The following is a 21,832-nucleotide window of genomic DNA, read 5'->3' as shown; positions in this document are numbered from 1 at the left end:
AAATGGTTGATGGCAGGGAATAGTATTAAAACATGGCATAAGAAAAAGCCATGTCCGCTACGCGCTATTTTTATTCAGTAAACTCTTTGGCTTCGTCAATCTGCTTTAAAGAGTAAAGTTACAGATAAACCCCCAGTGGCCCAATTTATAGTGAAATGATGAGACGACAATGAATGACGCGGACGTCGTGGTACCTGCATTTGAATCAACGTTTTTACAGGGCAGCCTGTCGGCAGACGCCAAGCTTGAACGCGCACGCACCGAGCTGCTGGACCTGACGGCCCGCAACCGCCTGCTCAATATCCCGCGCTCGTCGACCACGGCGCGTACCATCGATGTGGTCGATGAAAAGACCAGCGAAATTTTCCGCCTGATGGTGTCGGAAAGCCGGTCATTTACTTTTTTGCCGGGCAAGGAAGCAAACAAGGTCGATCTCGGTAAAACGGAAAATGACGAGGACGTCGATGAAGCCGGCGACCTGGCGCAGCCGGGTCATGACAGCATAGACAACAGCGTCGATGAGCGTGGAGTTTTGTCGCGCCACGCCGACACCAGACTGCAAACGCGGCTGACGTCAAAAGGGCTGCAAAAACGCCTGCTCGACATGTATCTCGATGCGCGCACCCTGGAAGAAGAGCAGGGCGTAAATATTCTTTTCCTGGCGCTCGGTACCTTGAAATGGCTCGATCCATTGAATGCCAAAAACGTGCGCCATGCGCCGTTGATACTGATCCCTGTCAGCCTGGAGCGCGGGAACGCCGCCGAGCAATTCAAATTGAAATGGCGCCAGGAAGATCATTCGTCGAATCTGTCGCTGGAAGCGTTACTCGAACGCGTGCACCATTTGAAAATGCCCGCCTATGAAGCGGGTGACGAATTCGATCCGCTGGAGTATATCGAAGCCGTCAGGGACGCCGTCAAATCAAAGGAAGGCTGGGTGGTCGATTGCGACGACATCGTGCTGGGCTTTTTTTCGTTTTCCAAATTCCTGATGTACCGCGACCTCGATCCGGCTATCTGGCCCGAGGGCGCTCTGACGAATCAGCCGCTGATGCGCGGCTTGCTGTCCGATGGTTTCGCCTTTGAAGAATCGACCATACCCGAAGACGCCAATCTCGACGAGCATATTTCGCCGGCCGAGCTGCTGCATATCGTCGACTGCGATAGCTCGCAAACCCTGGCCGTGCACGATGTACGGGCCGGGCGCAACCTGGTGATACAGGGCCCGCCCGGCACCGGCAAATCGCAGACGATTGCCAATGTGATCGCCTCGGCGATTGCGGACGGCAAGACGGTGCTCTTCGTGGCGGAAAAAATGGCCGCACTGGAAGTGGTCAAGCGCCGGCTGGACCAGGCCGGCGTGGGCGACGCCTGTATCGAATTGCACAGCAATAAAGCCAACAAGAAGATGTTTCTCGACGAGCTGCGTCGCACGTCGGAACTCGGTTCGCCCAAGGGCGATACGGCCACCACGCTCAACAGCCGCCTGCTGGCGGCGCGCAATGAGCTCAATGCGCACAGCGCGCGCCTGCACCGGCGCCACCCGGCCGCCATGCTGACGCCCTACCAGGTGATCGGCGAACTGAGCAAGTTGCGCCAGGAAAATGTCAAACCGGTCGATATCCGGCTGCAGCAGCCGCAGAGCTGGTCGCCCGATGATGTGCAGCAGCGCCTGGCCGTGGTCGAAGAGCTGGCGCAGCGCATCGTCGAGATCGGCGAGCCGCACGATCATCCATGGCGCGGCGTGGCGCTCAAGGTGATATTGCCGAATGATGTCGAGCGCCTGGTGTCGCGCATTACGGTCTTGCGCGCGCGTTGCCAATCGCTTGCCGCGCAGCAGGCCGATCTCGCCCTGTCGCTCGACACCATGGCGCCGGCCGTGCTGCGCGATATGGACTATCTGACCGAACTGGCGCGCGAAGTGGCTGCAGCGCCCAGGCTGTCTGCGGCGGCCTTGCGCTCGCCCGGCTGGGACGGCCAGGCGGCAGGCCTGGTCGCCCTGGTCGACGATGGTGTGCAGTTGCAGCGCATAACGGCCGCCCTGGCAGGCGAGGTCAAGCCCGATGCCTGGCAGCGCGATGTGCTGGACTTGCGGCAACAACTGGCCGGCTTGCCGCCCTATGCGAACGCGCAGGCATTCGAGCGGGCCGCCAGCTTGAAAACCTTGCTCGGCCGGCTGGCCGGCGAGGTGGTGTTGCTGGGCCGCCTGCTCGGTGTCGATGCGGCCAGTTATCTGGCCAGCTACAGCGAGCTCAACCGCCTGGTGCAGACGGCGCAAAAGGTGGCGAGCGCGCCGGATGTGAGTCCCGACGTGTTTATCTCGACGGTATGGGACCAGGGTGTGGAACAGGCGGCCGACCTGGCGCAAGCGGTCGCTGCGCTGGAAGGCCTGCAGGCGCGGCTGGACAGTCAAGTCAGCAGCAGCGCCTGGCAGGTCGACCTTGGCAGCGCGCGGCAGACACTGGCCGCGCATGGCGACAGCCTGCTGCGTTTCGTCAACGGCGAATGGCGCGCCGCCAGCAAGCAGGTCAAGGGAGTGTTGCGCAATCCAGACGCGCCGCTGCCGGAGCAGCTGGAAATTCTCGATGATCTTGCCGAAGGCAGGAGGCTGATCGAGCGCATCGCCTCGCAACAAACCTTTGGCACTGGCGCTTTTGGCGCGGACTGGCGCGGCGCGCAGACGCGTTCGGCGCCGCTGCTGGCGCTGGTGGCATGGATGCGCAGCCTGCGTGGCCTGGGCGCGCAGCCGCGCCTGATCGCCAGCAAATTGCCGGACCGCACGGAGATCTGCCGGCGCGCCGCGCTGCTGGCCAGCCTGCTGCAGGAACTCCGGCCCTTGCTCGATGCGCTGTGGTTCAATGGCTGGCAAGATGATGCGGCGTTTCGCGAGTGGACCAGCGTGGAGACGGCATCGCTGGAACGGATAGGGGAACAGGTGGCGCGGTTTGAAAGCTGCCTGGCCGGCTGTGCGTCCGTGATGCTGAACGTGCCGCCAGGCACGGCTGAAAAAATAGCCCGGCTTGATCTGTTGATCGAGATGCAGGCGCTGCAAACCCGTCTCGATGCCGCCAGCGAACTGGCAGCTGGCGCCTTTGGTGAGGCATGGCAAGGAGCGCAGTCGGACTGGAATCATTTGCGCAGCAGCGCGCAGTGGCTGGCCGGGCACCAGGCACTGCGCCATATGGTGGCGCGCCACGACGACCGCGATGCTGCCTTGCGGCGGGCGCTGGAGATCGAGGCGGCGCAGGACCAGTTGCTGGTCGACCTGGACGCGCTGTATGGCGAGCTGTGCACCAATAACGAGAAACTGTTCGAGGTGCCGGCCATACGCGACTTGCCGGCGTTTGCCTTGCTGGGCCGGCTGGGATTGTGGGTCGAATTTTCCGAAGAACTGTCGAAATGGGTGATCTACCGCGACCGCTGTGCCAAAGCGCGCCAGCTGGGCATCGGCGAAATCGTCACCCAGCTCGAAGCGGGCCTGCTGCTGCCGGCGCAGGCCATGTGCACCTTTTCCATGGCATATTTCGAGGCGCTGTTTTCCGACCAGGTTGGCAGCGACCAGGCGCTGGCGCATTTTGACGGTCATCTGCACGGCCGCCTGGCCGCCAGTTTCGCGCAGATGGACAAAGATCGCATTGCCGCTTCCAGCCTGGAAGTGGTGCGCGCCCACCACCGGCGCATCCCGCAGGGCGGCGGCGCGATCGGCCCGCTGGGCGTGTTGCGCGGCGAAATGGCCAAGCGCAAGGGCCATATGCCGATCCGCCGCCTGATGCAAAGGGCGGCGCCCGCCATCCAGGCTCTGAAACCGGTGTTCATGATGAGCCCCCTGTCGGTGGCCCAGTTCCTGCCGGCCGGGCAATTGAGCTTCGATTTGCTGGTTATGGACGAGGCCAGCCAGATCCAGCCGGTCGATGCGCTGGGGGCGATTGCGCGTTCGCGCCAGGTAGTGGTCGTGGGCGATGAACGCCAGTTGCCGCCGACCAAATTCTTTTCCAAGATGACCAGTGCCGAGCCTGACGAGGATGGCGACGATGATGCGCAGATGTCCGATATCGAAAGCATCCTGGGGTTGTTTACGGCACGCGGCTTGCCGCAGCGCATGCTGCGCTGGCATTACCGCAGCCGCCATCAATCGCTGATCGCGGTATCGAACAGCCAGTTTTATGAAAACAAGCTGTTTATCGTACCCAGCCCGTACACCCGTGAAGCAGGCATGGGCCTGCAGTTTCACCATATCGCCGACGGTGTTTTCGATTCCGGCAATACCGGCACCAATGCGCAAGAAGCCAGGGTGATTGCTGCCGCCATCATCGACCATGCGCGCAACGCGCCGCAACACTCGCTGGGCGTGGCCACCTTTTCGGTCAAACAGCGGCGCGCGATCCAGGATGAACTGGAACTGTTGCGCCGCCAGCATCCGGACGTGGAACCGTTTTTCCAGCAGCATGCCAGCGAACCGTTCTTTATCAAGAACCTGGAAAACGTGCAGGGCGACGAGCGTGACGTAATCTTTATTTCGGTCGGTTATGGCCGCAACAAGCTCGGTTATATGGCCATGCGCTTCGGTCCACTGAGTGCCGAGGGCGGCGAGCGGCGCCTGAATGTGCTGATCAGCCGCGCCAAGCGCCGCTGCGAAGTGTTCGCCTCGATTACCGATGAAGACATCGACCTGGAACGAGCCAGGGGGCGTGGCGTGGCCGCCTTCAAGCTGTTCCTGCATTTCGCCCGAACCGGCAAGCTGGGCCTGTCGCGCGTCTCGGGCCGCGAATATGACAGCCCGTTCGAAGTGCAGGTCGCCGACGCCGTCAAGGCATGCGGCTATGAAGTGCATCCGCAGGTGGGCATCGCCGGCTTTTTCATCGACCTGGGCATCGCCGACGCTGAGCATCCTGGCCGTTATCTGCTGGGTATCGAATGCGATGGCGAGTCCTACCATCGCTCGCGTTCCGCGCGCGACCGCGACCGGCTGCGCCAGGCCGTGCTGGAAGACCATGGCTGGATCATCCACCGCATCTGGAGCCTGGACTGGTATCAAAGGCCCAACAACGAATTGCAGCGCCTGATACTGGCCATCGATGCGGCCAGGGTGGAACTGGCGGCGCGCGCCGAACTCAATGGCCGCCAGGAACGCAAGCCGACCGTATCGGTGGTCACCGTGGAGCGCGAAGACCATGCGGAAATCGGCCTGGAAAGGACTGATCGCCAGCGCCCGCCAGTGTATGTCGAAGCGATTCCCGCAAAGCCTGCCCATGCCGATGAACTGCACGACATGCCGGTGGCGGCCTTGAGCGAACTGGTCAGGCAAATCGTGCGCCTGGAAGGCCCGGTGCATGTCGATGAAGTGGTGATGCGCCTGCGCGCCGCCTGGGGCCTGAAACGCACCGGCGCGCGCATCCAGGCAGCGGTGGAACGGGCCATCGATGCCGCCATCCGCTTCGATGGCATGCTGATGACGGAGCGTTTCCTCAGCATGGCCGACACGGTGGTGCTTATCCGCGACCGCAGCGCCGTGGTCTCGGACACGCTGCGCAAACCCGACATGCTGCCGCCGCAGGAAATCGATGCCGCCATCCTCGACACCTTGCAGAAAAACTATGGTGCAGGTCTGGTCGAAATTGCCCAGTACGTGGCGCGCCTGTTCGGCTTCAGGTCCACCAGCCCGCAGCTGCGCGAAACCATCAGGCTGCGCCTTGATGAGCTGCTGTTGCGCGGCTTGCTGCAGAAGAACGGCGAGGTGTTTGAGCTACGCCAGCAGCACAGCGCATAAAGCACCCGGCAAGAAAAAAGCCCCGCCCGCATCGCTGCGGCCGGGGCTTTTCAACTACCGAGGCAGCTCGCTGCCTCGTAAAAACCTACAGCACTTCGCTGGCGTGGTCTGCCAGGCGCGAGCGTTCGCCGCGCGCCAGGGTCACGTGGCCGCTGTGCGACCAGCCCTTGAAGCGGTCGACTACATAGGTCAGGCCGCTCGAACCTTCGGTCAGGTAAGGCGTGTCGATCTGGGCGATATTGCCCAGGCACAGGATCTTGGTGCCGGGACCGGCGCGCGTGACCAGGGTCTTGACCTGTTTCGGCGTCAGGTTCTGCGCTTCATCGATGATCAGGAACTTGTTCACGAAAGTGCGGCCGCGCATGAAATTGAGCGACTTGATCTTGATGCGCGAACGGATCAGGTCTTGCGTTGCCGCACGGCCCCATTCGCCGCCATCCGAGTCGGACTTGTTCAGCACTTCCAGGTTGTCGTCGAAGGCGCCCATCCATGGCGACATCTTTTCTTCTTCCGTACCCGGCAGGAAACCGATGTCTTCGCCGACCGGCACCGTCACGCGGGTAACGATGATTTCGTTGTAGAGCTTGGTTTCCAGCACTTGCGCCAGGCCTGCGGCCAGGGCCAGCAGGGTCTTGCCGGTACCGGCCTGGCCCAGCAGGGTGACGAAGTCGCATTCCGGATTCATCAACAGGTTCAGCGCGAAGTTCTGCTCGCGGTTGCGCGCGGTCACACCCCATACATTGTTCTTGTTGTGGCTGAAGTCGCGCAGGGTCTGCAGCACGGCCGTCTTGCCGTTGATCTGTTTCACCTGGCCGTAGAACGGCGCTTCACCGTTTTTCGGTTCCAGGTAGATGAACTGGTTCACCAGCAACGATGGAATGAACGGGCCGGTAACGCGGTAGAAGGTCGAGCTGTAGCCGTTTTTGCTTTCCTGCCACGATTCCATGTCCTTGGCGTGCTTGTTCCAGAAGTCGTCCGGCAGTTGCACGATACCCGAGTACAGCAGGTCCGTGTCTTCCATCACATGGTCGTTGAAGTAGTCTTCTGCCGGCAGGCCCAGGGCGCGCGCCTTGATGCGCATATTGATGTCTTTCGACACCAGCACTACCGGGCGGCCTTCCTGTTCCGATTCGAGCGAACGCACCACGGCCAGGATCTGGTTGTCGGCCTTGCCGACCGGCAGGCCGGCTGGCAGGTCGGCGCTTTGCAAACGCGTCTGGAAGAACAAGCGGCCCTTGGCGTCCTTGTTGCCCAATTTCGCCAGCGGAATGCCTTTTTCGATCGCGTCGTCATCGGTATTGCTGATCAGGGCGTCCAGCGTGCGCGACACCTGGCGTGCGTTGCGCGCCACTTCGGTCATGCCCTTCTTGTGGTTGTCCAGCTCTTCCAGCGTCATCATCGGCAGGTAGACATCGTGCTCTTCGAAGCGGAACAGCGACGATGGGTCGTGCATCAGCACATTGGTGTCGAGCACGAACAGTTTGGTGACGCCGCGCTGGTCGGCGGCGCGGCTGGCCGACGATTTGAGCGGCACTTCGACCGGCTTGTGCTTGGCCGGATGGGCTTGCTCGGCCTGCTTGACGGCTTTGATCGGCGTGACCTTGGCGCTTGGCACCTCGGTGACCTTGGCCTTGGCGGCAGGCTTGGACTTGGCCTTGGCTACAGGTGCTGGAGCGGCAACTGGTTCCGGCGCTGGCGCTGGCGCCGCGACAGGCACCGGCTTGGCAACCATCAATGCCGCCACTTGCTTGATCCTGGTGGCCGCATTGCGGACCGGTTTTGCAACTTCGGCGATCGCCGCTTCAATGATCGGTGCAGCCACTTTCTTGGCTGCCGGGGTTTTGGTGGCCGGGCGCGCTGCGCCTGCGGTTGGATAATCTTCTGTGGCCAGGATAGTGGCTGGCTTGCTCGGTAATTTTGGCAGTGGCATCAGGATCTCAATCAAAAAATTTCTGGAATGAATCTCCCACGGGCAGCCAACTTTCGGCGGCGCAGCATGGGGTGGATGCGGGAACAACAATGGGACAGGACGATATGACTGCCGGCTGGCCGGCCTCGGGGCCGGTAAGGAGGTCCATCAGCGGGCGGATAGCCCGGCTGGGGGAGTGGAGTGAGGCGCTTCGTTGACTCAAAATGGCGATGGCTGCTGTGAACTGAACGATAGGTTGAACGACGCTTGCTGGAAACCCGACATGCGCATCAGTTCAGACGCGCCACGAATTCCAGCACTTCTTCCACGTGAGTTGCGACCTTCACGCCTCGCCATTCTTTCACTATTCGGCCCTCAGCGTCAATCACAAACGTGCTGCGCTCGACGCCGCGTACGGTCTTGCCGTACATCTGTTTCATCTTCATGACATTGAATTGCAAGCACATCGCTTCGTCGGGGTCGGAAATGAGCTCGAACGGCAGTTCCAGCTTGGCCTTGAAACTTTCGTGCGAGCGCAGGGAATCGCGGCTAATGCCGTAGATTTCCACATTGGCGGCGGTAAATTTTTCGTAGGCATCACGAAACGCGATGTTTTCCGTGGTGCAGCCAGGCGTGTTGTCTTTCGGGTAGAAGAACAAGACGGTGGCCTTGGCTGGACGGCCCAGCAGTTGAAAGGTTTTGTCGCTGGTCATGGCGGCGGTAAAATCGGGTACGGCGACGAGGGATAGGCTCTCAGCCACAGGTTCTCTCCTGAACGGTGATCATCAGCGCTGTTTTTAACCTGGCAACGCATCCAGGTGGAACAATACAGCATTCAGGCGGCTTTGCCCTGCACGATCAGGCGTCCCGAGCGGCCCGGCAGCTCGTCCCAGGTGATGGGGCAGACCGGCAATTCGGACTGTTTGACCTTGTCATGATATTCGGCCATCGAGGCCAATTGATAACCCTGGGCTTGCCAGCCTGTCAGCAGTTGCTTGAAAATGGGGGCGAGTTTCTGTCCTTCAAGTTCTGCGTGCAAAGTATAGACATGATCGCGGCGATTTTCGGCCGTCAGAAACAGGATATGGTCGGCAATATTGCTGGTGGTGAGCATTTTGCCATCAATCTGGCATCCGAGCAATTCGTCGAGGGTCGGCAGGGTGGTCGGCAGCTGCACGCACTGCAGTACCGTATTGCCATTGCGCAGGCGGTGCGGGCCGTCGCTGGCGCGTACCATGGCGCCGCGTTCGTCGAGCATGGCGCGGCCGTCCGAGGCGTACATGTAGCCCGCCGCATCGTGCTCGACAAAGGCGCTCAGGTTCATTTGCCAGCCGGCGGCGCCATGGGTGCGCGCCGGCGCGCCGAACACCTGCGCAAAGCGGGCAGCGGCCTTGCGCATCATGGCGGTGGTCCAGTCGGCGTCGCGGCGGGCCACGTTATCCTGCCACAAGGTGTGGTCCCAGGTATGGATGCCGCATTCGAAGCCGGCGTCGCGCACGGCGCGCAACTGATCCGCACACCGCTTGCCGATGTCCGGCCCCGGCAGCAAGGTGCCGTACATCAGGGTTTTCAAGCCATAGTGCTCGACTACCGAGGTGCGCGAGACCTTGCTGAAAAAACCGGGCCGCAAGGCCCTGCGCAAGGCCCAGCCCGTATGGTCAGGGCCCAGCGAAAACAAAAACGTTGCCTGGGCCTGGTGCGCGGCCAGCATGCGCACCAGGGGCTCGATACCTTCGCGGGTGCCGCGATAGGTGTCGACGTCGATCTTCAGTGTCAATAAGGGTTTGCTCAACATTAATCCATCAGCGCTTGCGCCTGCGTGACCTGGCTGCGGTAGGCGTCGAAAATATGGCGCAGCGCGTCGCTCATGGTGGTGGTCGGCGCCCAGCCCAGTTCTTCGCAGGTATTGGTAATCTTCGGCACGCGGTTCTGCACGTCCTGGTAGCCGGCGCCATAGTAGGCACCCGAGGTGGTTTCCACGATCTTGACGTGCTGCGCGCCGTCGGCGTATTCGGGATATTCGGTGGCCAGGGTCAGCATCATGCCGGCCAGTTCGCGGATCGAATAGTTATTGCCCGGATTGCCGATATTATAGATCTTGCCGCTGGCAATGCCGTTCCGATTGGCGATAATGTGCATCAGCGCATCGATGCCGTCGTCGATATACGTGAATGCGCGTTTTTGCGCGCCGCCGTCGACCAGCGAAATATTTTCACCGCGCACGATATGGCCGAAGAACTGCGTCACCACGCGCGAGGAACCTTCTTTTGCCGTGTGGATGGAATCGAGGCCGGCGCCGATCCAGTTGAACGGGCGGAACAGGGTGAAGTTCAGGCCTTCCATGCCATAGCCCCAGATCACGCGGTCCATCAGCTGCTTGGCGTTCGAATAGATCCAGCGCGGCTTGTTGATCGGGCCGCAGATCAGTTCCGAGTTTTCCGGATCGAACTCTTCATCGTGGCACATGCCATACACTTCCGAGGTCGACGGGAACACCAGGTGCTTGCCGTACTTGGCGGCCGAGCGCACGATAGGCAAATTGGCTTCGAAGTCCAGTTCGAACACGCGCAGCGGCTGCTTGACATAGGTCGACGGCGTGGCGATCGCCACCAGCGGCAGGATCACGTCGCATTTCTTGACGTGGTATTCCACCCATTCCTTGTTGATGGTGATGTCGCCTTCGAAGAAGTGCATGCGCGACTTGTATTCCGGGTTTTCCAGCACGGCGGTGATGCGGTCCGAGTTCATGTCCATGCCGTACACATGCCAGTCGGTGGTTTCCAGGATGCGCTTGGACAGGTGGTGGCCGATAAAACCGTTGACGCCGAGGATAAGGACTTTTTTCATATAAATTTCTCTTGAGTGGAATTTGGAGGGCTGACACGGGCGGTCAGCTGGACTTGCAGTTGTGCGGCAGAAATCGGTTGATCATTGGCATGCAAGGAGGAAATGGCCAGCAGCCGGCCGTCGCCGCAGACGCCGACGATGGCGCCGTCAATCACGGCCAGGCCTGGCGGCAGGGCGACCGGCGCCTGCTTTCCCAGCCTGGCTTGCCCGATCACATAGGTGACGCCATTAAGTTCGGTAAATGCGCCAGGGTAGGGCGGCGCGACGGCGCGGTGCAGGTTGTAGACCTGCTGCGCCGGCAAGCTCCAGTCGATGCGGCCGTCGGCCGGCTTGCGCCCGCCAAAGTAGCCGCCCTGGGTAAGGTCATTTGGCAGCAGCGGGGCGCTGCCATCGAGCAGGGCCGGCAGCACGCGCCACAGGGTTTGCTCGGCGGCCACGGTGACCTTGCCGAACACCTCGAAAGCGGTGTCGTCGGGCAAAATCGGTACGGCAGTCTGCGCGACGATAGCGCCGGCGTCCGGTTTGACCGTCATTGCGTGCAGGCTGGCGCCGGTCTCGGTGGCGCCGTGCAGCACGGCCCAGTTGACGGGCGCGCGGCCGCGGAACTGCGGCAGCAGCGAGCCGTGCATATTGTAGGCCGGCGCCACATCGAGAATGCTGGCCGGCAGCATATGGCGGTAGTAAAAGCTGAACAGTATATCGGGCGCGGCAGCTTGCACTTGCGCCAGCAGCGTCGGGGCACCAGCATCTGGCGGCGTGACAAAGGCAATGCCTTCGGTGCGGCACAGGCCGGCGACCGATTCGAACCACAGGTTTTCCTGTGGATTGTCTTCATGCGTGACGACCAGCGCGATATCGACGCCGCCGGCCAGCAGCACCTTGATGCAGCGCACGCCCACATTGTGATAGGCGAAAACCACGGCGCGCATCAGCGGGCCACCTGGCGTTTTTCCAGGCGCACATACGGTGCGGCTTCGGCCTCGGCTTGCGCCATGCCGTCCTGCAAGATGGTCTGCACCACGTAGCGCGGACGCGCACGCACCTGCTGGAAGATGCGGCCCACGTATTCGCCGACCAGGCCGATGCCGAACAGGATCACGCCCATCAGGAAGAATGCGATCGCGAACAGGGTGAACACACCTTCGGCTTCGGCGCCGAACAGGAAGCGCCGCGCCAGCAGGTAAACTACCAGCGCGGCCGAGCTGAACGACAGCAGCATGCCCAGCATGGAAAAGATCTGCAGCGGGATCAGCGAAAAACCGGTGACCAGATCGAAGTTCAGGCGGATCAGGCTGTACAGCGAATACTTCGATTCGCCGGCCGCCCGCTCTTCGTGCTCGACGATAATTTCCGTCGGCTTGCGGGCAAACGTGTAGGCCAGCGCCGGCACGAAGGTGTTCACTTCGGCGCACTGGTTGACCAGGTCGATCACATTGCGGCCATAGGCGCGCAGCATATTGCCCTGGTCGGTGATCTTGATATTGGTGATGCGTTCGCGCAGGCGGTTCATCATTTTCGAGGCCACCGTGCGCCAGGCGGAGTCTTGCCGCTTGCGCCGGATCGAACCCACGTAATCGTAGCCTTCGCGCATCTTGGCCACCAGGTTGCCGATTTCCTCGGGCGGGTTTTGCAGGTCGGCGTCGAGCGTGACCATGATCTGGCCGCGCGATACCTCAAAGCCGGCCAGGATCGCCATATGCTGGCCGTAGTTTCCGTTGAACAGCACTACCCGCGTCACTTCCGGGCGCTGGCGAAATTGCTCGGCCAGCAGGGCCACGGAATTGTCGCGGCTGCCATCGTTGACGAAAATGATTTCGTAGGTGGTCTGCAAGGCGTCGAGCGCCGGATACAGCCGCGCGAACAGGCTGGCCAGGCCTTCCTGTTCGTTGTAGATCGGGATGATGACCGACAGTTCGGGTTTCATGATGGCACCGCTTGGTTGATCAGGATGGATTTGACGGCGTCCACGGCGCGCTCCACGTCGGCCAGGGTCATGGCGTAGAACATCGGCAGGGTGACGGTCAGGCGGCCGATTTTTTCCGCATGGGGGAACATGCCTTCCGTAAAACCACGGGCGCGGTACAGGCTGAACAGATGGATAGGCGCGTAATGAAAGCCGGTGCCCACATTCAGTTCAGCCATCTGGCGCATAAAGGTGGCGCGCGTGTCGGGGCCGCGATCGGGCAGGATAATCTGGAACAAGTGCCAGTTGCTGTTGTCAAAGTCGGCCACTGGCAGTTGCGCGCCGCTGGCCGCTTCGAAATCGCTGCCGAACCTGGCAAAATAATGGCGCGCCAGCGCGCGGCGGTGGGCGGTAATCGCCTCGATATTGGCGAACTGGCCCAGGCCGATGGCGGCCATGATGTCGCTCATATTGTATTTGCCACCCAGCACGTCGACATCGATGCCGTCGACGCCGCTGCGGGAGACGCCCTGGAGGCGGAATTTTTCGGCCAGCCTGGCCTCTTCCAGGTTGTTCAGCACCAGCGCGCCGCCTTCGCCGGTGGTGATGTTCTTGTTGGCCTGGAAGCTGAACGAGACAAAGTCGCCGAAGGCGCCGATGCGCTGGCCTTTCCACGATGAGCCGAAAGCCTGCGCCGCGTCTTCCACCACGCGCAAATTGTATTGCTGGGCAATCGCATACAGGCGGTCCATGTCGACCGGCAAGCCCGACAGATAGACGGGAATGATGGCTTTCGTCCTCGGCGTGATCGCCGCTTCGAGCTTGTCGAGGTCGATATTGCGCGTGACGGGGTCGATATCGGCAAACACCGGCGTGGCGCCCACCTCGAGGATCACATTGGCTGTGGCTACCCACGACACGGGCGTGGTGATGACTTCATCGCCAGGGCCTATGCCGGCGATGCGCAGCGCGATTTCCATGGTGCAGGTGCCGGAATTGAAGGTGCGCACGGGGCGCCCGCCGAAGTACTCGGACAACTGCGCTTCAAAAGCCTGCACTTGCGGGCCACTGGTGATCCAGCCCGAGCGCAGCACCTCGCCGACGGCGGCAATCGTGGCCTCGTCGATGGTGGGCTTGGAAAACGGCAAAAATGGCAGGGGCGGGGTCGTAATGTTTGTCATGCTGCACTCACAGTTTCTCGGTTCAGGCTGGTCATTCGCCATGCGGCGCACTCGCGAAAGCCGCCCGCAAATCGTGTTTGCAGGCACTTCCATTTTAAAGCTTCTCAATGTTGCGGCACGGCCAATTTCAGCGGGGGCGGGGCTGAGGTTCGTGCTGCGAAAGGGCGGGCAATCGCGGCAAACCCTGATGGCTGGCCGCTCTTGCCGGTGTTGCTGTCGTGGCGCATGCTTGGGCCACGGCTTTATTACAAATTGGCAATGATCATGCGGCGTGCATCTTCGGCAACGACATGCATGGGGACACCGCGGTGTTTCAAGTCTTCATACCGGTCCAGGCTGATGATGGCCAAGCTGCGTACGCCTGTTTTGGCGTCATTTTTCCATTGCGTGATGAAAGTCTCTATCGCCGGCATGGACAATTCAGGCTGCTGTTTCAGGCCAAAAGCGAACTCATCGGTGTAAGCGACCAGAGTCACCGGACGCTGCAGATAGAACGTCAGCGACTGCTCGTAGATACCGACCGAATACAGCTTGGTATCGGGTTTCAGTTCGGCCTGGATCTGCGGCAGCAGGTCGGTGCCGGCGCGGTTCTGGCCATACAGTTCCGAGCCTGCCAGGATGCTGTGGGTCGCCAGGAAGCCTGCCACGGCCACCGTCAGTACGGCCAGGTCGCGCCGCGACTGGCGTTCATGCAGCAACGCCAGCAAACCACCGGCCATCACCAGGAAACCTGCGGCCATTACCCATGGCTGGTAGCCATGCAGGGCCGCCAGGTGGGCTTCGTCGCGGGCCGTGATCAGGGCCAGCGTGATCGGTACGGCCAGCAGCACGGCCAGCCCCAGCACGCTCACCAGGGCGGCGAAAACCATGCGCTGGCGGCGCGAGGCCGCGTCGAGCAACAGTGCTGCCAGCAGCGCCAGCGCCGGGAAGATCGGCACGATGTAGCCGGGCAGCTTCGAGGTCGAATAGCTGAAGAACAGGAAAATGAACACCGCCCAGACCAGTATCATCAGGCGCGGCTGGAAGGCGCCGGCCTGGCGCCTGGCACCTGCGGCCAGGCTTTGCGGCAACAAGGTGATCCAGGGCAGCATGCCGGGGATCAGCAGCACCAGAAAGTAGTACCAGGCGCCTTCGCGTTTGTGGCCCTTCATCATGAAGCGCTGGAAGTGTTCGTGGACAAAGAAGAAATACGGCTGCTCGGGGTTGCGCAGGGCCACCAGGATGAACCATGGCGCGGCAATGGCAAAGAACAGCAGCGTGCCCTTGACCAGGTGCAAGCGGCTCCAGATGCGCCAGTCGCGGGCGAACAGGCTGTACAGGATCAGCACGGCGCCCGGCAGTACCAGGCCGATCAGGCCCTTGGCCAGCACCGCCAGCGCCATGCCGGCCCAGCACACCAGCATCCAGTTGCGCCGCTCGCTAGCCGTCGCTTCATCGCGCTGGGCGATCAGCAGGCTGGCCAGGGTCAGCGTCATCATGCCCGACAAACCCATGTCGAGCGAATTGATCTGGCCCGAGGCCAGCCAGAACAGGCTCGACGCCAGCACCAGGCCTGCATACAGGCCGACGCGTGGACCGAATACCTTGCGGCCGGCCCAAGCCGTCATGCCGACACCGAGAATGCCGCACAAGCCGGTCCACAGCCGCGCCTGCCATTCGCCGAGGCCAAAGGCGGCAAAGGTCAACGCATTCATCCAGGTTTGCAGCGGAGGTTTTTCGAAATACTTGATGGCATTGAGGCGGGTGGTGATCCAGTCGCCGCTGGCAAACATCTCGCGCGCCATTTCGGCATAGCGGCCCTCGTCGGGCGGCACCAGGGTGCGGATGCCCAGTGCATAGATGGTCAGCACGACGAACAGCCCGAACAGGGTCCACATCGCTGCTTTCGATGCGTGCAGCTCGCGCATGTGCAGGCTCATGCGCCGGCGGTAACAGTCTGCGCTGCGGGCAGGATCAGGGCCAGGGTCACCTTGCGGCCCTCGCCCATCAGGATATTGTAGGTGCGGCAGGCAGCCTGGCTGTCCATGCATTCAACGCCGATGCGGCGCATCGTCAGGGATGCCGTCAGTTTAGGATGCACGAAGCGCTGGCGTTCGCCGGTGCCAAGGATTACCACGTCGGGGGCGTCGGCCAGGATCTTCTCGAAATGCGCTTCGGTCAGGTCTTCGAAGCGCGTCACATCCCAGGCGCGCGGCGCCGTTTCCGGCATGACGATCAGGCTGTAGCCGAAGTGTTCGGCGTTGATTTCCACGCCGGTGGCGTCATAGCCGGTCACGGTCTGGTATTGCTGGGTGCTGGAGGCGTGCAGTTTCATGGTGGGTCAGATACTCGGTTCGGTGAATCAGTGTGTTGCTTGCAAAAAAAACATGTGGCGCAGGCCTTCAGGATGCCATAAACAACACGAAAGAGCGAATGAAAAATCGCAAGCTTTCCAAACTGCAATCCAAACCTTGACATGCCTGTGCATGCTAACCAGCGAAGATTAAGAGAACATGAAGAAGGGCGCCGCAGCTTGCTGCCCGGTATATGGGCAGGCGTGGCAGGATGGACGCGAAATGCTGGGGTTGACCATGTTTAATTTGATAAAATGGCCTGCTTTCGGCGAGAATGCTCGTTTTCGCCTTGCAATGCATTGGGGCAGTTCAGGCGCGCCATGGCTCAGCGCCGCATCACGACAGGGATTTATTTTGCGACCGATTCAGAAATCGAACAAATTGGCAGATGTCTGCTACGACATCCGCGGCCCGGTCCTGGAAAAATCCAGGCAAATGGAAGAAGAAGGCCACAAGATTACCAAACTGAACATTGGCAACCTCGCCGTGTTCGGTTTCGATCCGCCCGACGAGATCGTGCGCGACATGATGCTCAACCTGCAAAATGCCGCCGGCTATACCGATTCGAAGGGCATGTTCGCGCCGCGCAAGGCCGTCATGCACTACACGCAGGGCAAGAACATCGCCGGCGTCACCATCGACGACATTTACCTGGGCAATGGCGCGTCCGAACTGATCGTCATGTCGATGAACGCCCTGCTCAACAGTGGCGACGAGGTGCTGGTGCCGGCGCCCGACTATCCGCTGTGGACGGCGGCCGTCAGCCTGTCGGGCGGCAATCCGGTGCATTATGTGTGCGACGAAGAGAACCAGTGGTATCCCGATATCGAGGATATGCGCCGGAAAATCACGCCGCAAACAAAGGCCATCGTCGTCATCAATCCGAACAACCCGACCGGCGCGCTGTACCCGGTCGAGGTGCTGCTGCAGATCGTCGAGCTGGCGCGCCAGCATCAATTGATCATTTTCGCCGACGAGATCTACGACAAGGTACTGTACGACGAAGCCGAGCACGTGTCGATTGCCTCGCTGGCCGACGACGTGCTGTTCATTACCCTGAATGGCCTGTCGAAGAATTACCGCTCCTGCGGCTACCGCTCCGGCTGGATGGTGGTGTCGGGCGAAAAGCGCCACGCCAAGGATTATATCGAGGGCCTGAACATGCTGGCCTCGATGCGGCTGTGCGCCAACGCGCCGGGGCAGTTTGCGATCCAGACGGCGCTGGGCGGCTACCAGAGCATAGACGACCTGGTGGGGCCGGGCGGGCGCCTGCTGAAACAGCGCGACCTGGCGCACAAGCTGCTGACCGATATCCCGGGCGTCACCTGTGTCAAACCGAAGGCCGCGCTGTACATGTTCCCGAAGCTGGACCCGGCCGTCTACCCGATCGCCGACGACCAGCAGTTTGCCTATGAATTGCTGGCCGAGGCCAAGGTGCTGATCGTGCAGGGCACCGGTTTCAACTGGATCGCGCCCGATCATTTCCGCGTCGTCTTCCTGCCGAATTCGGACGACCTGACCGAGGCGATGGGGCGCATTGCGCGCTTCCTGGAAGGTTATCGCAAGCGTCACAGCCGGCTGTGAGCCGGCCAGCAGCAGTATCGATCAACCTGGCGCGGGCGGTTTGCCCGCGCCACTCATGAGCACAAGACCATTATGAAATCCATCAAGATCGGCCTGTTGGGCCTGGGCAATGTAGGCTACGGCACGTTCAGCGTTTTGCAGCGCAACCAGGAAGAAATCAAACGCCGTGCCGGACGCGGCATCGAAGTGGTGGCTGTCGCCGTGCGCGACGTGGCGCGGGCCGAAGGCCTGATCAACGGTGCGTGCAAGGTCGTCAACGATCCGTCCATCATCGTCAACGACCCTGAAATCGATATCGTCGTCGAACTGATCGGCGGCTACGACCTGTCGAAAACCCTGGTGCTGCAGGCGATCGCCAACGGCAAGCACGTGGTCACCGCCAACAAGGCGCTGCTGGCCGTGCATGGCAATGAAATCTTTGCCGCCGCCCAGGAAAAGGGCGTGATGGTGGCGTTCGAAGCGGCTGTTGCCGGCGGCATCCCCATTATCAAGGCGCTGCGCGAAGGCCTGACGGCCAACCGCATCGAATGGATAGCCGGCATTATCAACGGCACCACCAACTTCATCTTGTCCGAAATGCGCGACAAGGGCCTCGATTTCGCCACCGTGCTGAAACAGGCGCAGCAACTGGGCTATGCGGAAGCCGACCCGACCTTCGACATCGAGGGCGTGGACGCGGCCCACAAGGCCACCATCATGTCGGCGATCGCTTTCGGCATTCCGGTGCAGTTCGACAAGGCTTACGTGGAAGGCATCAGCAACCTCAATGCGATCGATATCCGCTACGCCGAAGAACTGGGCTACCGCATCAAGCTGCTGGGCATCACCAAGCGCGCCACCGTCAATGGCGTGGAAGGCATCGAGCTGCGCGTGCACCCGACCCTGATCCCGGCCAAGCGCCTGATCGCCAACGTCGAAGGCGCCATGAACGCGGTGCTGGTGCATGGCGATGCCGTGGGTGCCAGCCTGTATTCGGGTCGTGGCGCCGGCGCCGAGCCGACCGCCTCGTCGGTGATTGCCGACCTGGTCGACATCACCCGCCTGGCCACGGCCGACCCGGAACACCGTGTGCCTCACCTGGCCTTCCAGCCGAACGCGATGACCGATATTGCGATCTTGCCGATGTCGGAAATCACCACCAGCTACTACCTGCGCATGCATGTGGCCGACCAGCCGGGCGTGCTGGCCGACCTGACACGCATTCTGGCTGACCGTGGCATTTCGATTGACGCCATGCTGCAAAAGGAACCGGCCGACGGCGAGACGCATACCGATATCATCATGCTGACGCACCAGACGCAGGAGAAAAACGTTACGGCCGCCATTGAACAGATGGAAGCGCTTGATAGCGTGGTTGGCACGGTGACCAAGATACGGCTGGAAAACCTCAGCTGATAAACTGTCCAGCGCATTGAAAGTCGCAAGGCAAAAATGGCGGGCCGGAGACGCGAGCCCGAGAAAATGCCGATGGCGGCGTTGCAGCTCTTGGCCGTACATGCGTACTGTCGTCGTCGCTGCGCCTTGCCCTCGACATTTTTCGGGCCCGCTTGGCCCGGGGAGCCTCTGCGGGCGACCGGGCTTTGAATACGTTTTGCTGGCTGGCGTGCCGGATATTACACCTCTGGTTACTGCGCTGCGCCGACCGGCCCCACATCCATGCCGTCATAGCTGGCCAGCTTCTGTTCCAGCGCAAACTGCTGCAGCTCGCCATTGCGTGCGTGCAGGCTGTCGACATTGTGCACTTCCGCTTTTTCCACATGCAGCACCCACACCGGTGGTGCGGCGGCGTCTTCCAGTTCGGGCTGGTAGAGTTCGACCGGGCGGTAGCCGTCGATCGCCAGCACGCCGGCCGCCTGCTCCAGCGCTTCCGGCGTCGGGTTGGTGAAGTAGTACCCCCACAGCAGCGGCTGGGTCAGGTCCCAGGGCGCGTTTTCGGCGATATTGTCAAACAGTTCGGTTACTTCTTCTTTGGTCATCATGGCAGGTATCCTTGTTTGATAGGCAGGGCGCGATGGTAACATCGGCCGCCATCGCGCACCATGCGCGCACAAAAAAACCGGCTGAGGTGCATTCACCTCAGCCGGTTTTTGCTATCCGCCAGCAACTGGCTCGATATGAAATACTTAGAACTGGTAACGCACGCCAGCCGACAGCATCGACGCTTTCAGTTTCGCGCCGTTTTCGCTGTAGGTCTTGCCGAAGTTTTCGTATTCTGCAACGACCGACACGTTCTGGTTGACATGGTAGGCAGCGCCTACGCCGAACATGGCGGCGGTTTTATCTTCCTTGCCGCTGAAACGCAGGCCAAAGCCGCTGACGGTGGCCTTTGTACGGTTTTGCGAGACGCCAGCCTTGGCGAAAGCCGAGAACTGCGGGTTGATCGGCATGGTGGCGGTGCCGGCCAGGTAGAAGGCGCTCGTTTCCATGCTGACGGCGGTGGCGCCATCGTTGTCCTTGAGCTTGCCGAAATTGGCGTAGCCCGCTTCCAGGCCGAAATTTTGCGTGAAGTTGTAGCCGGCGTACGCTTTGTAGCCGGTCTTGTCTTCTTTTCCCGAACCCAGGTCGCCCGACAATTTCAATTCCGAACGGCCGGCATTGACGCCGACATAGCTGCTTTGCGCTTGTGCAAACATTGGCAGGGCCAGGGCGGCGCCGACGACGACCGCGAACAGTTGTTTTTTCATGATTTATCCAGTGAGCACCAATGCGGCGAGGGATTCATCGCTTGGTGGGAGCCGGATTCTATAACAAAGTTATTTTTTATGTCAGGCGCACACGGTGTAAAACGCCAAAAAATGTCACATTGATGTCTGTGCGGAAATATTTCCCGGCCACGTGCCACTGCTGCTGCCGCTATTGAACTGTACCCGCACCAGCAAGCCGTGGCCGTTGTCGGCCGTGCCCAGTTCCAGCCGGGCGCCATGCAGGGCGGCGATATCGCGCACGATGGCCAGGCCCAGGCCGGCGCCGCCCGGATTGCGTTCCAGTGCCGACGACACACGGTAGAACGGCGTAAACACGCGTTCGCGTTCGGATTCGGGTATGCCGGCGCCGCTGTCTTGCACCTCCAGCACTGGCCCCTGTCTTGCCTCCTGTGGCGGATGCACGCGCAGTGCCACGCTGCCGCCCGCTGGCGTGTAGCGCAGCGCATTGTCGACCAGGTTGACCAGCAGTTCGTGCAGCAGCAGCGCCTGGCCCTGCACGGTGGCGTCAAGCTCCGCTTCCAGCGACAGGTCGATCTCGCGGCCGACGGCCGACATGGCCATCTCCAGCCCTACCTGCTGGGCCAGGTCGCGCAGTGACACGTCTTCCATCAACAGGTGTTCGTCGCCATGCTCGATGCGCGCCAGGGTCAGCAGGCGGTTGGCCAGCAGCACGGTCGAATCGGTGGTGGCGGCAATACTGGCGACGATGTCGCGCAGGGCGGCCACCGCCTGGGGATTGTCGGGCTGGCGGTCGCAGGCGCGCAGCGCCAGTTCGGCCTGGGTTTTCAGCACCGTCAGCGGCGTGCGCAGCTGGTGCGAGGCGTCGGCGATAAAGCGGCGCTGGCTGGCAATCAACTGCTGCAGCCTGGCCATCGAGCCGTTCATGGCCGATACCAGCGGACGCATTTCGCGGTGCACCAGGGCCGGGTCGACATCGGACAAATTGGACAGGGCACGCGTTTCAACTTCGGTTTTCAGCCGCATCAATGGCTGCAGCACCAGGCGCACGGCAAACCACACCATCGCCGCCATCACCAGCACCATCGCCGCCTGCCACGTCAAGGTGTCGAGCAGGATCTGGTTCGACAGGCCGCGCCGCGCGTCCAGCGTTTCACCGACCTGTATCAGGGCGATGCCGCGCATGGAGTCGTCAAACACCGGCTGCAGCAGGGCGGCAATGCGGATCGGCTTGCCGTGATAGTCGGCGTGATAAAAGCGCACCAGCGCCGGGTAATTCTGCGAGCGCGGCACATTGGCCGGCACCGCCGGCAAATCGCCATAGCCCGACACCAGCTCGCCGTGGATGCCGGTCACCTTGTAGTAGATGCGGCCCAGGGTATCGGTCTCGAAGCTGTCGAGCGCGACATAGGGCACCTCCGCCACCACCTTGCCGCCTTCGATCGAGACGCGCTCTGCCAGCGCCCGGGTCGACGCCAGCAAGGAACGGTCGTAGGCCATGTCGGCCGCGTCGAGCGCATTGCGGTAGACGAAAACGGCGTCGAGCAGCACCAGCATCACCAGCGGAATCAGCAGCCAGCGCAGCAGCTGGTTGCGCAGGCTGCCCAGGCGCCGCGTCTGCAGGTGGCGCTGCAGCCGTTCCAGC

The 21,832-nt window shown here is 61.5% G+C and carries 15 protein-coding genes; 3 read left to right on the top strand and 12 right to left on the bottom strand.

Annotated features, from left to right (window positions below; all coding sequences use genetic code 11):
• Positions 1-169: 169 nt before the first annotated feature.
• Positions 170-5,767 carry a DUF3320 domain-containing protein gene (locus ACQ4WM_RS04990; protein WP_436545577.1) on the top strand — a complete coding sequence of 1,866 codons (5,598 nt, stop codon included), beginning with the start codon at positions 170-172 and terminating at the stop codon, positions 5,765-5,767.
• 85 nt (positions 5,768-5,852) lie between these two features.
• Here ACQ4WM_RS04990 and ACQ4WM_RS04985 read toward each other — a convergent pair whose 3' ends face one another.
• The 9 genes from ACQ4WM_RS04985 to ACQ4WM_RS04945 form a co-directional block, all read right to left on the bottom strand.
• Complete coding sequence (locus ACQ4WM_RS04985; RefSeq protein ID WP_436545576.1) at positions 5,853-7,697, bottom strand: PhoH family protein; 1,845 nt, start codon at positions 7,695-7,697, stop codon at positions 5,853-5,855.
• A 269-nt stretch (positions 7,698-7,966) separates the two neighbouring features.
• On the bottom strand, positions 7,967-8,437 hold the full coding sequence (locus ACQ4WM_RS04980; protein WP_436545575.1) for a peroxiredoxin: 471 nt from the start codon (positions 8,435-8,437) through the stop codon (positions 7,967-7,969).
• 74 nt (positions 8,438-8,511) lie between these two features.
• Complete coding sequence (locus ACQ4WM_RS04975) at positions 8,512-9,471, bottom strand: polysaccharide deacetylase family protein (protein ID WP_436545574.1); 960 nt, start codon at positions 9,469-9,471, stop codon at positions 8,512-8,514.
• Complete coding sequence (locus ACQ4WM_RS04970) at positions 9,471-10,523, bottom strand: bifunctional UDP-4-keto-pentose/UDP-xylose synthase (RefSeq protein WP_436545573.1); 1,053 nt, start codon at positions 10,521-10,523, stop codon at positions 9,471-9,473. The genes ACQ4WM_RS04975 and ACQ4WM_RS04970 overlap by 1 nt, the downstream gene beginning before the upstream one ends.
• Positions 10,520-11,452 (bottom strand): formyltransferase, encoded by a 933-nt coding sequence (locus ACQ4WM_RS04965; protein WP_436545572.1) that lies wholly within the window; start codon positions 11,450-11,452, stop codon positions 10,520-10,522. Before ACQ4WM_RS04965 ends, ACQ4WM_RS04970 begins: the two co-directional genes overlap by 4 nt.
• On the bottom strand, positions 11,452-12,447 hold the full coding sequence (locus ACQ4WM_RS04960; protein WP_436545571.1) for a glycosyltransferase: 996 nt from the start codon (positions 12,445-12,447) through the stop codon (positions 11,452-11,454). The genes ACQ4WM_RS04965 and ACQ4WM_RS04960 overlap by 1 nt, the downstream gene beginning before the upstream one ends.
• Positions 12,444-13,607, bottom strand: a complete 1,164-nt coding sequence (locus ACQ4WM_RS04955; RefSeq protein WP_436545570.1) for a DegT/DnrJ/EryC1/StrS family aminotransferase — start codon at positions 13,605-13,607, stop codon at positions 12,444-12,446. The genes ACQ4WM_RS04960 and ACQ4WM_RS04955 overlap by 4 nt, the downstream gene beginning before the upstream one ends.
• A gap of 245 nt (positions 13,608-13,852) precedes the next feature.
• Entirely contained in the window at positions 13,853-15,514 is a 1,662-nt protein-coding gene (locus ACQ4WM_RS04950) for a glycosyltransferase family 39 protein (protein ID WP_436545569.1), read from the bottom strand.
• A gap of 8 nt (positions 15,515-15,522) precedes the next feature.
• Positions 15,523-15,921, bottom strand: coding sequence for an Mth938-like domain-containing protein (locus tag ACQ4WM_RS04945; RefSeq protein ID WP_436545568.1), 399 nt, complete (start codon positions 15,919-15,921; stop codon positions 15,523-15,525).
• Positions 15,922-16,294: 373 nt separating this feature from the next.
• Here ACQ4WM_RS04945 and ACQ4WM_RS04940 point away from each other — a divergent pair, with 373 nt between their 5' ends.
• Positions 16,295-17,524 (top strand): pyridoxal phosphate-dependent aminotransferase, encoded by a 1,230-nt coding sequence (locus tag ACQ4WM_RS04940; RefSeq protein ID WP_436545567.1) that lies wholly within the window; start codon positions 16,295-16,297, stop codon positions 17,522-17,524.
• Between the two features lie 72 nt (positions 17,525-17,596).
• A complete protein-coding gene (locus ACQ4WM_RS04935) occupies positions 17,597-18,919 on the top strand; it encodes a homoserine dehydrogenase (protein ID WP_436545566.1) in 1,323 nt (440 codons plus the stop codon).
• Between the two features lie 230 nt (positions 18,920-19,149).
• Here the strand turns inward: ACQ4WM_RS04935 and ACQ4WM_RS04930 are convergent, their stop codons facing one another.
• The 3 genes from ACQ4WM_RS04930 to ACQ4WM_RS04920 form a co-directional block, all read right to left on the bottom strand.
• Entirely contained in the window at positions 19,150-19,503 is a 354-nt protein-coding gene (locus ACQ4WM_RS04930) for a ribonuclease E inhibitor RraB (RefSeq protein ID WP_436545565.1), read from the bottom strand.
• A 144-nt stretch (positions 19,504-19,647) separates the two neighbouring features.
• The gene (locus tag ACQ4WM_RS04925; protein WP_436545564.1) at positions 19,648-20,208 is read right to left on the bottom strand and encodes an outer membrane beta-barrel protein; all 561 of its coding nucleotides are present in this window, start codon (positions 20,206-20,208) and stop codon (positions 19,648-19,650) included.
• Between the two features lie 114 nt (positions 20,209-20,322).
• A complete protein-coding gene (locus tag ACQ4WM_RS04920) occupies positions 20,323-21,831 on the bottom strand; it encodes a sensor histidine kinase N-terminal domain-containing protein (protein ID WP_436546200.1) in 1,509 nt (502 codons plus the stop codon).
• Between the last annotated feature and the right edge of the window lies 1 nt (position 21,832).

This window comes from Janthinobacterium longum (assembly GCF_051380735.1).
Lineage (GTDB): Bacteria > Pseudomonadota > Gammaproteobacteria > Burkholderiales > Burkholderiaceae_D > Janthinobacterium.
The sequence above is the reverse complement of the archived record's forward strand: the minus strand, read 5'-3'. Positions and strand labels throughout refer to the sequence as shown.

Coding starts and splice junctions, on each gene's coding strand:
- ACQ4WM_RS04990 (WP_436545577.1), top strand. CDS start 170: ATGAATGACGCGGACGTCGTGGTACCTGCATTTGAATCAACGTTTTTA.
- ACQ4WM_RS04985 (WP_436545576.1), bottom strand. CDS start 7,697: ATGCCACTGCCAAAATTACCGAGCAAGCCAGCCACTATCCTGGCCACA.
- ACQ4WM_RS04975 (WP_436545574.1), bottom strand. CDS start 9,471: ATGTTGAGCAAACCCTTATTGACACTGAAGATCGACGTCGACACCTAT.
- ACQ4WM_RS04970 (WP_436545573.1), bottom strand. CDS start 10,523: ATGAAAAAAGTCCTTATCCTCGGCGTCAACGGTTTTATCGGCCACCAC.
- ACQ4WM_RS04965 (WP_436545572.1), bottom strand. CDS start 11,452: ATGCGCGCCGTGGTTTTCGCCTATCACAATGTGGGCGTGCGCTGCATC.
- ACQ4WM_RS04960 (WP_436545571.1), bottom strand. CDS start 12,447: ATGAAACCCGAACTGTCGGTCATCATCCCGATCTACAACGAACAGGAA.
- ACQ4WM_RS04955 (WP_436545570.1), bottom strand. CDS start 13,607: ATGACAAACATTACGACCCCGCCCCTGCCATTTTTGCCGTTTTCCAAG.
- ACQ4WM_RS04950 (WP_436545569.1), bottom strand. CDS start 15,514: ATGCGCGAGCTGCACGCATCGAAAGCAGCGATGTGGACCCTGTTCGGG.
- ACQ4WM_RS04945 (WP_436545568.1), bottom strand. CDS start 15,921: ATGAAACTGCACGCCTCCAGCACCCAGCAATACCAGACCGTGACCGGC.
- ACQ4WM_RS04935 (WP_436545566.1), top strand. CDS start 17,597: ATGAAATCCATCAAGATCGGCCTGTTGGGCCTGGGCAATGTAGGCTAC.
- ACQ4WM_RS04930 (WP_436545565.1), bottom strand. CDS start 19,503: ATGATGACCAAAGAAGAAGTAACCGAACTGTTTGACAATATCGCCGAA.
- ACQ4WM_RS04925 (WP_436545564.1), bottom strand. CDS start 20,208: ATGAAAAAACAACTGTTCGCGGTCGTCGTCGGCGCCGCCCTGGCCCTG.